The 13546-nt window shown below is 46.2% G+C and carries 13 protein-coding genes and 1 rRNA gene; 9 read left to right on the forward strand and 5 right to left on the reverse strand.

What is annotated here, in order from left to right:
- Positions 1-74: 74 nt before the first annotated feature.
- Entirely contained in the window at positions 75-872 is a 798-nt protein-coding gene (locus BC351_RS33860; RefSeq protein ID WP_079419414.1) for a Cof-type HAD-IIB family hydrolase, read from the reverse strand.
- Positions 873-996: 124 nt separating this feature from the next.
- Between BC351_RS33860 and BC351_RS33865 the strand changes: the two genes are divergently transcribed.
- The 6 genes from BC351_RS33865 to BC351_RS33890 all read left to right on the forward strand — a co-directional run bounded on the left by BC351_RS33865 (position 997) and on the right by BC351_RS33890 (position 7139).
- The gene (locus BC351_RS33865; RefSeq protein ID WP_079419416.1) at positions 997-1692 is read left to right on the forward strand and encodes a DNA alkylation repair protein; all 696 of its coding nucleotides are present in this window, start codon (positions 997-999) and stop codon (positions 1690-1692) included.
- Positions 1693-1908: 216 nt separating this feature from the next.
- A complete protein-coding gene (gene add, locus BC351_RS33870; RefSeq protein ID WP_079419418.1) occupies positions 1909-2958 on the forward strand; it encodes an adenosine deaminase in 1050 nt (349 codons plus the stop codon).
- Between the two features lie 207 nt (positions 2959-3165).
- Positions 3166-3498: a metal-sensitive transcriptional regulator gene (locus BC351_RS33875; RefSeq protein WP_079419420.1), complete on the forward strand. Its 333-nt coding sequence runs from the start codon at positions 3166-3168 to the stop codon at positions 3496-3498.
- 17 nt (positions 3499-3515) lie between these two features.
- Positions 3516-3719 carry a copper ion binding protein gene (locus tag BC351_RS33880; RefSeq protein WP_079419422.1) on the forward strand — a complete coding sequence of 68 codons (204 nt, stop codon included), beginning with the start codon at positions 3516-3518 and terminating at the stop codon, positions 3717-3719.
- 93 nt (positions 3720-3812) lie between these two features.
- Entirely contained in the window at positions 3813-6236 is a 2424-nt protein-coding gene (locus BC351_RS33885) for a heavy metal translocating P-type ATPase (RefSeq protein WP_079419424.1), read from the forward strand.
- 144 nt (positions 6237-6380) lie between these two features.
- Entirely contained in the window at positions 6381-7139 is a 759-nt protein-coding gene (locus tag BC351_RS33890; protein ID WP_079419426.1) for a (S)-benzoin forming benzil reductase, read from the forward strand.
- 23 nt (positions 7140-7162) lie between these two features.
- Here the strand turns inward: BC351_RS33890 and mscL are convergent, their stop codons facing one another.
- From mscL to BC351_RS33910, 4 genes are all read right to left on the reverse strand, one after another.
- Positions 7163-7630, reverse strand: a complete 468-nt coding sequence (mscL, locus tag BC351_RS33895; RefSeq protein WP_079419428.1) for a large conductance mechanosensitive channel protein MscL — start codon at positions 7628-7630, stop codon at positions 7163-7165.
- Positions 7631-8074: 444 nt separating this feature from the next.
- Positions 8075-9205: a histidinol-phosphate transaminase gene (hisC, locus tag BC351_RS33900; protein WP_079419430.1), complete on the reverse strand. Its 1131-nt coding sequence runs from the start codon at positions 9203-9205 to the stop codon at positions 8075-8077.
- 161 nt (positions 9206-9366) lie between these two features.
- Positions 9367-11517, reverse strand: a complete 2151-nt coding sequence (locus BC351_RS33905) for a 5'-nucleotidase C-terminal domain-containing protein (protein WP_079419432.1) — start codon at positions 11515-11517, stop codon at positions 9367-9369.
- A gap of 141 nt (positions 11518-11658) precedes the next feature.
- Positions 11659-11937 carry a hypothetical protein gene (locus BC351_RS33910; protein WP_079419434.1) on the reverse strand — a complete coding sequence of 93 codons (279 nt, stop codon included), beginning with the start codon at positions 11935-11937 and terminating at the stop codon, positions 11659-11661.
- A gap of 158 nt (positions 11938-12095) precedes the next feature.
- On the opposite strand from BC351_RS33910, the gene BC351_RS33915 reads away from it, so the two are divergent.
- From BC351_RS33915 to BC351_RS33925, 3 genes are all read left to right on the forward strand, one after another.
- On the forward strand, positions 12096-12317 hold the full coding sequence (locus BC351_RS33915) for a hypothetical protein (protein ID WP_079419436.1): 222 nt from the start codon (positions 12096-12098) through the stop codon (positions 12315-12317).
- A gap of 70 nt (positions 12318-12387) precedes the next feature.
- Positions 12388-12777, forward strand: coding sequence for a VOC family protein (locus BC351_RS33920; RefSeq protein WP_079419438.1), 390 nt, complete (start codon positions 12388-12390; stop codon positions 12775-12777).
- A 704-nt stretch (positions 12778-13481) separates the two neighbouring features.
- Positions 13482-13546 (forward strand): 16S ribosomal RNA (locus BC351_RS33925); the annotation flags it as partial.

A 13546-nucleotide genomic window follows, 5' to 3' on the forward strand; every position in this document is an offset into this window, starting at 1 on the left:
GCCGTTTGCAACTAAAAAAACCGATTCTGGCGGCACGTTCATCAGGCCGCTTGAATCGGTTGGTTTTTTGACATTTAAACGTTCAGAATAAACTTTTCAATGACGTGACGCACGCCATCCTCGTTATTGCTTTTGGTCACGTAATTCGCTAAAGCTTTCAGCTCCGGCAAAGCGTTATCCATCGCTACGCCAAGCCCTGCGACTTCGAGCATTTCGCGATCATTCCATGCATCCCCCAGCGCAATAACGTCCTCTAAGGAACAGCCGATATGCTCGGCAAGGAAGGTAATTGCATGACCCTTCGTGCCTTCTTTATGCATGAATTCCAAATAGTGCGGCTTGGATTTCGTGATGTGCAATTGATCGCCGAGCAAAGGAAGCAGTTCCTCACGGAGTTGGTCGCAAATTTCAGGTTTATCCACGATCAGCATTTTCGGCTGAGGAATGTCGATCCATTGACGCAGGTCGCCTATGATATAAGGCGTTTTGGACAGACGAACATAGTTTTTGATTTTATCGTTATCTTCACCAGCATAAAGCTGATCGCCATGATAGAGTTGAAGATGAAGGTTTCTCTTTTCGCAAAAATCAAGCAGGAAGCGGGCGCTTTCCACAGGAACCGTGCGCTCGTAGAGCACTTCCTCATCCAGAAGGTTTTTGATCAGGGCACCTTGGTAAGTGATGATCGGTACATTAAGGCCGATTTGATTGGCAATTTTGGCTGCGGAAGGAAAGCTTCGTCCTGTGGCAATCGTAACCGTTACGCCTTGGGCAACCGCTTGATGCATCGCATCGATCGTTTCTTGTGAAATCGTCAGATCATCCCGCAATAGGGTGTCGTCTAAATCAGCTGCAACTAATTGGTAAGTCATATATTCCTCTCCGATCCGATGAGTAGTCTATCTACAAATTCTGCTATAAGCATACCCGAATCATGAAGGAATTGCTACAATAAAGCGAGACATGGATGAGATGATAAAGGAGGCAAATCTACCTATGGCATCACTTTATACGGACAAGCTGGAGGCTTGGCTGCGGGCACATAGCAGCGTGGCGGATGCGGAGGTTATGGCAGCTTATATGCGAGACCAGTTTCCATTTCTGGGTATTCGAAATCCCCAGCGCGTGGCTCTAACGAAGCAGTTCTGGAAAGAACACGGCTTTCCGAAAGGCGCAGAAGGCGTGAAAGCCGCCGAGGAGCTGTGGGCACTGCCGGAACGGGAATTCGCTTATACAGCCATTCTGCTGCTAACACAGCTGCGCAAAGAATCCGGACCTGAACGAATCGAGGTGCTGGAACGAATGGTAATTACACAATCCTGGTGGGATTCTGTTGATACCATCGCGGATCATTTGATCGGATACCATCTGCAGAAATACCCGGAACAAATACCAGCCTATGTTGAGAAATGGTTGGCTTCAGGAAATATGTGGCTGCAGCGAACGGCCATTTTGTTTCAGTTGAAATATAAGCAGCGCACCGATGTGGCATTGTTGTTCAGCATCATCCGGCAATTGGCGGATTCGAAGGAGTTCTTCATCCGCAAAGCAATCGGTTGGGCGCTGCGCGAATACTCCAAAACGGATGCCGCTGCTGTGAAGGCATTTGTCGCAGAGAATGAACTTTCACCTTTGAGTGTGAAGGAAGCGTTAAAAGTTATGCAGCGCAAGGAAGCGCAACAAAATGATTAATAATGGTTGTTTCAGGTCCACGCGGGGATAATCCTGTTGTGGATTTTTTATTTTGTCATCACGTCATCAAACCTTACACATATATTAATTAAATGAATTAATTTGTCATATATATTGACATATACATTACATTGTTTTAAAGTAAGTAAAATTCTTTCTCGCGGCATATCGAATAAAGCTAGTAGTTCATACCAAAATAAAGGAAGGGAATGATGGATGATGGCACATCATCGGACGTTTGATTTGTTATCGCGGCTGCCAAAAGTTGATCTTCATTTGCACTTGGATGGGAGTGTGAAGCCGGAAACGCTTCTGGAGCTTGCCCTGCATCAAGGCATTGATCTTCCCGTTTATGATAGAGAAGGTTTAATTCCCCATATGCGTGTGGGTGAGGAATGCGGCAGTTTGATTGAATACTTAAGCAAATTTCATTTCACAACGCGAATCATGCAATCTGGCGAAGCTTTGGAACGGATCGCTTATGAGGTTGTGCAGCAATCTGCTGAACATAATTGCAAATATGTGGAGGTGCGTTTTGCCCCGCAATTGCATCGGAACAACGGCTTGACGGTTGAGGAAACGATTCATCATGTCGTAGAAGGAATGAAGCGAGGACAAAGGGATTTTGGCGTGCGAGGCGGGGTTATCGCCATTTGCATGCGAAACCATTCCTGCCAAAGCAACCTCGAAGTGATTGAAGCGGCTGCTCAATTTGTGGGCAAAGGCGTAGTTGCCGTCGACTTGGCTGGAGATGAGGCCGCGTATCCGCCGGAATTTTTCCGCGAAGTATTTGCTGAATCTACAAGGCTCGGAATTCCAGTTACAATTCATGCAGGGGAGGCTGCCGGAGCGGTTAATGTGTATGAAGCCGTCACGAATCTTGGTGCTGTGCGCATTGGACATGGTGTGAGATTGAAGGAGAATAGAAGCATTTTGGAGATGGTCAAAGAACGCCGCATCCCGCTTGAAATGTGCCCCATAAGCAATATCCAAACAAAAGCCGTTTCCAGTTGGGAGGCCTATCCGATTCGCGAATACTTAGAGCAAGGTTTGCTCGTCACGATTAATACGGATAATCCGAGTGTATCCGGAACAGATATAACGAACGAATATCGTGTGCTTTCTGACCGTTTTGGCTTTACCGCACCTGAGCTCGTGAAGCTGATCATGAATGGAGTCGATGCGGCGTTTCTGGATGAGGCCGATAAGCTGCTGCTAAGACGGGAAATGGAGAATGAGATTAGCAGCTTGGGGGTAAGTTTATAAATGAGTTTTCATAATGAGGCTGCCATTCATTTTATGGCAGTCTTTTTTGAGACGACATTGTTTTAGAAGATCTCTACTACGACCTGCCGTGCATCGGTGTATCTTTTACAACTGGCTCCGTTTCCAAAAGATCTAAGTATGTAAAATTAGGGCTTGATATAGGGTATGGGGGTATGGTATATTTGAAATGTGAGGAGGTACTGAATCATGGAACAACTTGATAAACAGCAACTAAATGAGGATAGCTGTCATACTGGCAGTGACCGCAAAAGTCATCATTCCGATAAAACAAAAAGCAATCTGGTATCCCGACTCAATCGCATTGAAGGGCAGATTCGCGGAGTGAAGGGTCTGATTGAGAAGGATACGTATTGTGATGATGTGCTAAACCAAATCGCTGCAATTCAATCGGCATTAAACGGTGTGGGGAAGCTGCTTCTTGAGCATCATATGAACAGCTGTGTGATCGAACGCATTCAAGAAGGCGATAATGAGGTTATTAAGGAACTCATGATTACGATTAATAAATTAATGAAATAATAAAGGAGAGATTGATTATGCAAACCGTTACTTTGAAAGTGGCAGGCATGTCCTGCGGTCATTGTGTAAATTCCGTTGAAGGCGCAGTTAAGAAGCTTGGGGCTCTGGGGAAAGTAGATTTGAGCGGCGGCTCTGTGACAGTAGACTTTGATGAGGCCAAAGTTTCAGTGGACGCTATCAAGGAAGCAATTGAAGAGCAAGGCTATGATGTCGCGAAGTAAGATTGTGGAGCCGCTCAGACGGCTCCCCCTGTAACACCTATTTTTTTTGAAGTAAATATACCCCCAAGGGGTATTTGGAGCAGGAGGCTGGATATGGATAATCAACGCGATCAGCAAGCGAATCTGCAAATTACAGGTATGACATGCGCAGCTTGCGCGAACAGGATAGAGAAAGGTTTGAAAAGATTAGAAGGCGTGGCCGAAGTCAATGTGAATTTTGCGCTTGAGAAGGCTTCTATCACCTACGATCCGGGTCGCATTAAGGTAGCTGACATGGAAGGGAAAATTCAGGACCTGGGCTATGGTACTGTAAAAGATGCCGTCGATTTCAATATTGAAGGCATGACGTGTGCGGCATGTGCTGCTCGTATTGAGAAGGGCTTAAATAAAATGCCGGGTATTAGCGCAGCTACAGTGAATTTGGCTTTGGAAACGGCTCATGTGGAGTATAGCCCGGCCGAAATTTCTGTTGAAGAGATGGTTAAAAAGGTCGATCAGCTTGGCTACAAGGCTATTCGCAAAGAGGAAGATCAGACGGAGGGCGATTATAAACAAAAAGAGATTCACCGCAAGAAGCTGCAGTTGATCGTATCAGCAATCCTTTCCTTCCCGCTTTTGTGGGCGATGGTAGGCCATTTTTCATTCACATCGTGGATTTACGTGCCGGAGGTTTTTATGAATCCTTGGATGCAGCTCGTCCTCGCGACTCCGGTGCAGTTTATTATCGGTCGTCAATTCTATGTGTCAGCATATAAAGCACTTCGGAATAAAAGCGCCAATATGGATGTGCTTGTCTCTCTTGGAACATCAGCCGCGTACTTTTACAGCTTGTTTTTGACGCTGGAATGGGCAGCTTCGGAAGATATTCATCGCCATGCCCCTGATATGTATTACGAAACGAGCGCAATTCTGATTACATTAATTATTTTGGGGAAATTATTTGAGCTGCTTGCCAAGGGGAGAACCTCGGAGGCGATCAAGAAATTAATGGGGCTTCAAGCCAAAACGGCAATCGTTATTCGAAACGAGCAGGAGATGTCGATACCTGTGGAAGAGGTTGTTGTTGGGGATATCGTTCTGGTCAAGCCAGGTGAAAAGATCCCCGTCGATGGTGAAGTTGTAGAGGGCTTGTCTGTTGTTGATGAATCTATGCTAACCGGAGAGAGTATTCCTGTCGAGAAAAAGGCCGGTGATACTGTCATTGGGGCAACCATCAATAAAAACGGCAGCTTGAAGATGAAAGCGAAGCGTGTAGGCAGAGAAACAGCGCTGGCCCAAATCATTAAAGTTGTCGAAGATGCGCAAGGCTCCAAAGCGCCGATACAGCGTATCGCCGATGTGATTTCGGGTATTTTTGTCCCTATCGTTGTCGGGCTTGCTGTTATAACCTTTGTCATCTGGTTTATCTGGGCAGCTCCAGGTGAGTTTGCAACGGCTTTGGAGAAGGCTATTGCGGTCCTTGTCATTGCTTGTCCATGTGCTTTGGGTCTTGCCACGCCTACATCGATTATGGCTGGATCGGGACGTGCGGCGGAGCTTGGCGTTCTGTTTAAGGGCGGCGAGCATTTGGAATCCATGCAAAAGGTACAAACGATTGTCCTTGATAAAACAGGGACAGTGACCAAAGGAAAACCGGAGCTTACCGATGTTCTTATTGAAAGCATAGATGTGAATGCCACGCTTAGCTTGATTGCCACTGCCGAAAAACAATCAGAGCATCCGCTTGCAGAAGCGATTGTTGCGGGAATTGTGGCCAAAGGAATCCAATTGACGAAGACGGAGCAGTTTGAAGCGATTCCCGGTTACGGCATTCGAGCCGTTGTAGAGGGCAAGGAAGTTCATGTCGGGACGCGCAAGCTTTTGCAGCGTGAGGCTATTTCGTATGGGATCGCGGAAACGACGATGACAAATCTGGAATCGGAAGGAAAGACGGCTATGCTTGTTGCCGTTGATCGGGAGTATGTAGGGATCGTAGCCGTCGCGGATACAATTAAAGACAGCTCGAAAGAAGCGATCGCTCAGTTGAAACAAATGGGTATTCAAGTGATCATGATGACCGGTGACAATGAGCGTACAGCGCATGCCATTGCTAAGCAAGTAGGCATTGATCATGTTCTGGCAGAAGTTCTTCCCGAAGGTAAAGCAGCAGAAGTGAAGAAGCTCCAAGAAGCAGGCAAAATCGTAGCGATGGTCGGCGACGGGATCAATGATGCGCCTGCTTTGGCGACAGCAGATGTCGGGATTGCGATCGGCACTGGTACGGACATTGCGATGGAAGCAGCTGATGTGACGCTAATGCGCGGAGAGCTGACAAGTATTGCGGATGCCATGTACATGAGCCGCAAAACGATGGCCAACATTAAGCAAAATCTATTTTGGGCGCTTGGCTACAATGCACTCGGAATTCCCATTGCAGCGCTTGGATTGTTAGCGCCGTGGGTAGCTGGGGCAGCGATGGCCCTCAGTTCGGTTTCTGTAGTGCTGAATGCCCTGCGGCTGCAACGGGTGAAGCTTTAATTTCCATATAGCGGGAAGCCCGACGACATGGCAAGTTAGAGTGATCTCGTATCGAATAGAGATGTGGTAAAATACTCAGAGCACCATATAAACGGAAGCGGCGCAAGCTCGCTTATGATGATGATGATGAAATGAGGTTTCTCCATGGTTGTATATATTATAACTGGCGGTTCCAAAGGCCTCGGAGCTGCGCTGACGCGGCAGCTCTTGCAGCAGGGCGCCGCGGTTCACTGCATTTCCCGCAGCGAGAACGAGAGCTTGCGCCAAGAGGCGCTGCGCGCGGAAGGTGAACTCACCTTCCACGCTTGCGATTTGGCGCACACCGAAGGCTTGGATTCGCTGCTGGAGCGAATCCTGCAGAACATAGATGGAGCGGATGCTATCACCCTCATCAATAATGCGGGCCAGCTCGAGCCGATGACGTCGATCGGCCGAGCTGGCGATGACGACCTGCAGCGCAGCTTGCAGGTCAATCTTGTCGCGCCCGCGGTCTTGACGAACAGCTTCATTCGGCAGACGCAGGCGCTGCCGATCGTGAAGCGGGTCGTTAACATTTCCTCGGGCGCGGGGAAGAAGCCCTACCCCGGCTGGGGGGCGTATTGCACCGCCAAGGCCGGGCTGGATATGCTGACGCGCTGTATCGGCGCCGAGCAGCTGAACCAGCCCTACCCGGTGGAGGCTTACGCGATCGCACCGGGGGTGGTGGACACCGATATGCAGCGGGAAATTCGCGCTGCATCGGAAGAGGACTTCCCACAAGTGGACCGCTTTGTGGGGTTGCACGAAAGCGGCGAGCTGATCTCGCCGGAAGCTGCCGCGCAGCAGCTGCTCGAGCTGCTGCATAGCAATGCCTTTGCGCAGGGCGAAATCGCCGATCTGCGCACGAAAAAGCCCGAATCGTAAACGCCGATTCGGGCTTTTTATCGTTACTGGATGCTGCCGGATACGCTAGGGCCGGACGACAGCTCCGAGGTACAGAACTTGCAGCGCGTGGCTTGAGCCGGAATTTCGGACAAGCAGTGCGGACACGATTTGGTCGTAACGACCTTTTCTTTTTGCACTTCTTTTTTACGGAATTTACCCAACTGCTTAACTACAAGGAAGATAACAAAAGCAACAATTAAAAAGTCCAAAAACGTCGAAATAAATTGACCATAATTAAAGGTAGGTGCACCTGCATCGGCAGCAGCCTTAAGTGTGTCGAAGTGCTTGCCGTTCAATGAAATAAATAAATCATTAAACTTCACTTTACCAATCAACAGTCCTACGAGCGGCATAACCAAATCATTGACAATTGAAGTAATGACTTTCCCGAAAGCTCCCCCAATAATAACCCCAACTGCTAAATCAAGCATATTGCCTTTGAATGCAAATTCTTTAAATTCCTTCAGCATAATGTACCTCCAAAAGATTACAATTGTTAGCATTGTAGCATATTTTACAATGCTCAAACAAATGGTGGTCTGCATATTTTGACATATTCTGTAGAAAGTGGTGCGGCTTGATTTTCATTTGGAGGGCGATGAAGAAATGTCGCGCTGCTCCAGTCCCATTTGATAAACCTGCAATTGTGCATCTTTTCTAAGCTTGGAATAGTCCAAATCATGAAATTCCTGCGATAGTGCATGCTTTTGAGGCTAATTATGGACTAGAGGCTGGATAAAATGAAAATACCTGCACAATTGCAGGCATCTTCACTTTTTAACCTAATTCGCTCGAAAATTCCTGTACATTCGCAGGTTTTTACAGTCAGGGGGGTCGAATCACTAAACATGGCTTAGGGGGACAGCCCCCTCTTAGGTTTTTATCACATCAACATGAACGGAATCTTGTTGGAGTTATATGCTGCGAGCTGAACCTGCATCCAGCACTTCACGGAGTGCCGTGAGGAAGGCGTTTTGTTCCTCAGCCGTTCCAATGGAGATACGCACGTGAAGGGGAAGATTCCAGCCAGCGCCATAACGAACAATAATGCCTTTGCGCATCAATTGGTCGTAGATGGATTTCGCATCTGGTCCAAGCTCTATTAAGACAAAGTTGCTCATACTGCGGGTGAAACCGATTCCCAGCAGCTCTAAGCCTTCATATAATTGTTCTCTGCCGGCAGCATTCATGCTGCGGGTCGCTTCCACATGTGCATCATCCAAAATGGCAGCCGCAGCCCCAACTTGAGCTAAGGCATTCACATTAAAAGGTTCCTTCACCTGGCGAATATGCTGCAGAATGGCAGGAGCTGCAATGCCGTACCCCACACGGATGCCTGCTAATCCATAAATTTTGGAGAATGTCTGAGTAACGATAATCGGATAGCCTGAACGCACAAGCTCGAGTCCATCGCAATAATCGTCTGTTGTTACAAAGTGGCTGTAAGCCCCATCGAATATGACCAGTACCTGAGATGGGAGCTGATCCATCAGTTGGTGCAAATCCTGTTTCTTCATATATGTACCCGTAGGATTGTTGGGCGAGCAAATGTACAGCAGCTTTGTTTTTTCGTTGACAGCAGCGAGAATGTCCTGGATCTCGTAGCTATAATTTTCACGAAGAGGGACTTCCACGACGCGGGCACCCATCAGATTCGCCCCGAATTCATATTCGCTGAATGTAGGGGACGGCACAACGATTTCATCCCCTGGCTCCAAAAAGGTTTCAGAAATGAGTGTAATTAGTTCATCTGCACCATTAGTCACAAGGACTTGATCGGCAGTGAAGTCGTATTTCTTGGCAATAGCTGCTCTAAGGTCAACGGTATCTGCGTCAGGGTAGCGGTGGATATCGGATACATAAGATTGGATGGCCGAGACTGCCAAAGGAGATGGACCTAAGGGGTTCTCGTTGGAAGCCAGCTTAATGACCTTCTCGATCCCTAATTCCCGTTGAACTTCCCAAATCGGCTTGCCGGGGGAGTATGGCTTCATCTCACTTAACACGCTGCGAGGACGGATAGTTTCCATAGTTCGATTGTTCATAGCAATCACTCCTTCATAGATAATTACTTTAGTTAAATAATACATTAACTTGGTAAAGTAGTAAAGTAAAAATTGATATTCCTACATAAAAAAGAACAGCACGCACCAATGAAATCTCAGTACGCGCTGTTTGAGTTTTTTCTAACTGAGTGTCCTAGCTATTACTTTTTCAAATCCAAACGAATATCTCGGCCATCGTCCTGTACTGACATTTGTTTGCCGGCTGTTTTCAGCGTATTCGCATATTTAACCCAAGCATCCAGCATCACAGCGCCGTCTTTCCAATCCTTCACTTCACCAAATACGGTAAATCCATCACCACTGCCTGTAGCCATGAAATCGTTGGTTGTTACCTTGAAGGTGCGATCTTTATTGAACTTGCCGTCCACATAGATAGGTGTGCCATCAACCAAGGTGATTTTAGAATATTTTTCACCTAGCGGCTTCGTGCTGTCCCACTCCACTTTCAAGCCGGAGAATTGAATCGCAGGAAGGTTGGAATACTTGTCGGTTACTTCCAAAGCCTTTTTAATTTGCTCAGCCGTCATTGTGCCAGTAACGTTGTAATTACCGAAAGGGAACACCTCGAACATTTTACCGTACGTCAGATCACCTTTATCCAAATCAGCGCGAACGCCGCCAATATTCGTGAAGGCTATGTCCGATTTCTCAGAAGCACGCATTGCATCTGTGATGCTGTTGCCTAATTGTGTTGTACCATCGCGTTCAACGCCGCCATTGGCTGCAAAACGGAAGGACTTCCGGCTCATCGGTTCCGAAACTACGGCTTCTACTTCATTGGATTTTGTTGAAATTTTGGCTTTATAGTCTTCAACCGTTTGATGAATTTTGGCATCAGCAGTTGTTAGGTTCGTATAGGTTTCTAGTAAGCTAGCATTTGATGAAACAACTTGCTTGGTTGTTTTATCAACGAACAATTGAATATGACCTACCGCATAAAGCCAGCTCTGAGCTTCGACGACAGGAATTCCATTCACGATACCGGAAACGCGCAGGTGAGAGTGACCGCCAACAATTGCGTCAAGTGTGCCATTGCCTGTTCCGTTGGCAAGATCAGCAAGCTCGCTGATGATTTCTTGCGATTTTTGGTTTTGCTCGCCTGGCAGATGGGAAGTGACCATGATGATATCCACACCTTTAGCGCGAAGCTCATCGGACAGTTTTTTGGCTAATGGTACCGGATTTACAAAAGAGAGACCCTCAATATTGGTTGATTTGGTTGTTGTCGTAGTTTGCGGCGTTGCGAAGCCGATAATCCCGATTTTAAGTCCGTCTTTTTCAACGATGACATAAGGCTCTGTCCAATCAACGCGTTTGCCTGTTTTGTCGTCGATGATATTGGCACCGAGGATAGGGAACTTGGCATTTTTAATATTGTTAATTAAGACGTCGCGCCCAAAATCAAACTCGTGGTTACCAATCGCCGCTGCATCATACTGCACTTGAGCCATCGTATCCATGACGGATTGACCATTAGTTGTATTGGAAATGAGAGTACCTTGCCAAGCGTCACCGCCGTCAACAACGACTGTGCCTTTGGGATTTACAGCGCGGAAATCGCTGACGATTCCACCTAAAGTTTCGATGCCGCCTTGCTCTTGATTTCGTTTTTTGTCAAAGCCAACTTCGATTTTACCGTGAATATCATTCGTAGATAAAATATCAACCACTTTAAAAAGGATAGGTTTAAGTGCTTTGGCTACTTCATCGCGCGTTACAGCCGCTGTAGGATTGAAATTTCCGTCGAGAGTCGGGGAGAAAATTCCGCTGATAACAGCATAAGCAACATAAGGGCGAGATTCTTTGGCAATAGAAGAGGAATCTTTGAAGTAGTTCAGTACATTCTCATTCACTTTAGGCAATTGACCGCCTGTGACGACTTTCACGATCAACTCAGCGAGTTCTTGACGTGTAACAGAGGCATTCGGGTGAAACGTTCCATCCGCAAAGCCGCTGATCAACTTAGCTGCAACCGCATTCGCGACAGCTTGTTTTTGCCAATTGGCCAAATCGGAGAACGTTGCTGTGCCAGGATTGGCATTCGCTAACTTGGCGGCACGATTGATCATGGTAACAACTTCAGCACGTGTGGCCTCATTTGCACCGCGATAGTCGGTATCTCCGTAGCCTTCGATGGCTCCGCCTTCAATGGCAAGGCGCATGTCCGATTTCATCGCTACGGGTGCGTTCGGCACTGCGGATTCTGCGAAAGCCAAGCTGCCAGCAAAAGAGCTGGTTAGAACCGTAACAAGAGCGAGAGCAGTGAGTCGAGTGGTCAATGTTTTTTTCATAAGTGTAAAGAGTCCCCCTTCATTAATAGAACGTAGGTTAATTAGTCCATCTACTAGTATATAGGAGATTGATAGTTTTTGAGAAGTAAAGAAATTATGATTAGCAGCATGCACAAAAAAAGCCGTTCACCTTCCAAGAGGCTAATTGGCTTTGCGGTCCATATGAACTTCAAAATGATAAATCGTGTTGCGTGTAAGCACTCGGAAATCCATTCCGTCACGATCTATCGCTTGAACTCTTGTTGTTTTGAAAGGGATATAACGGTTGATTGCGGATAGCATCATAGGGGAACCAACCTCGGTAGGGTTCATCTCACAGAAAGTCTGCCCTTGAATCTGATCAAAATCGAATCGTTCTGAACGATGTTTCGGGGTAAACCCATCCACTTCGTAGATCTGAAGAAGCTTTAGTAATCTCATGTCTGATACCCTCCAATCGGAACCTCTTTCTTTTAGTATACACCCAGCTCAACATCAAAGTGAAATTTTGCAACCTAACAAATAACTAATACCATCTTCACACTTTCCTTGTTTCCCAAATATACAATTGAACTATCTAAAGTGGGGGTGTTGCTGGCATGATGCACACGACGATGATTGTTGAAGGAAAAGAAGTTCTTATGTTTTTTGAGTCGGTTTATCAGGATTATATCCATGCGGCCGTTGAAACGATCAAAAAGCATTTATCGAATGCTCAGGTGAAAAAAGTGTTTGATGATCTCGGTTTGGTTAATATCACAAGCAAGGAAGTAACGCTCTATTCGCTGGACGGAGAGATGGAGACGATTTGTATCTCTTAATTTCATGAACTAGCCCTCAGTCGCTCTTTTCGTTACAATAGAAGGAGTTGAATTGGGGAGGTTCTATCAAATGGCAGTTTTGAAATTGGAGCATGTCGGCGTCATGGTAGCAAACTTGGAAGCATCCATTCGTTTCTATGAGGAAGTTATCGGTCTCAAGCACAAAGGTACGCTGCTTCATACGAACGGTGTGATTCGACTTGGCTTTCTGGGTTTTGAACAGTTGAATGAAACGGAAGTAGAATTGATCGAAGGTTATAATGGAAACTTGCCGCAAGAAGGCAAAGTTCATCACTTAGCTTTTGCTGTGGATGATATTGAAGTTGAATATACTAGAATACAAGGATTGAACGTTGAGCAATTGGATACAGAAATAACTGAGCTCCCGAACGGCTCGAGATACTTTTTCTTTAATGGTTTGGACGGAGAGCGCATTGAATTTTTTCAATCGACGCGATGAATGTAACTTTATAATCTGCTAAATTCGGGCATCCTTTTACTAGAGCTGTAATTCTGGTAAAGAGGTGCTTTCTTTATATAAAAGTAGAGCTTCGAGCGGTTCGCAAATCACTTCTGGATATGAAGCTTCAATAAAGAGTGGAAAGTAAAAACGATTAGCTGCGATGATGAGAATAGAATATCGAAACGATAGGAAGGTGCCTAAGAAGGAACTTTACTTATTTATATGTGTATGTAGGAAGATTCAAAACAGTGGCAATAATGGAACATTTCCAAAGGGCTTGTAATTGGTTGCTGAGCATGTTACATTAGTCCTCGTTGCTTTTGAAGCAGCAAACACCATGAACATTGAATGGATTTGCCTTCCAAGTGTAACGTATGGTAATATGGTTTTTCCGACAGACACCGACAGAAATTGACGAGAAAAAAAGTGCTTGCAATTGATGAACGAGCTGTGGTATATTACTTCTCGCTGCTTCGGTAACACGGCAGTGGACGAAAGAAATTGATCTTTGAAAACTGAACAACGAGTGAGTAAGCACGAACGAGCAATCGTTCAAAAAAGAGATTGTAAAATCTCGCTAGCAAGTCAATTGAGCATTTCAGCTTTCAGATATAGGACAAGCAATTGTCTGAACCCTTATGGGGCCCCCGGAAAGTAATCGGAATTCTCTTCGGAGGTTCGCTTCACTTTTTGGGGAGATCTTTATGGAGAGTTTGATCCTGGCTCAGGACGAACGCTGGCGGCGTGCCTAATACATGCAAGTCGA

This window comes from Paenibacillus ferrarius, assembly GCF_002027705.1.
Taxonomy (GTDB): domain Bacteria; phylum Bacillota; class Bacilli; order Paenibacillales; family NBRC-103111; genus Paenibacillus_E; species Paenibacillus_E ferrarius.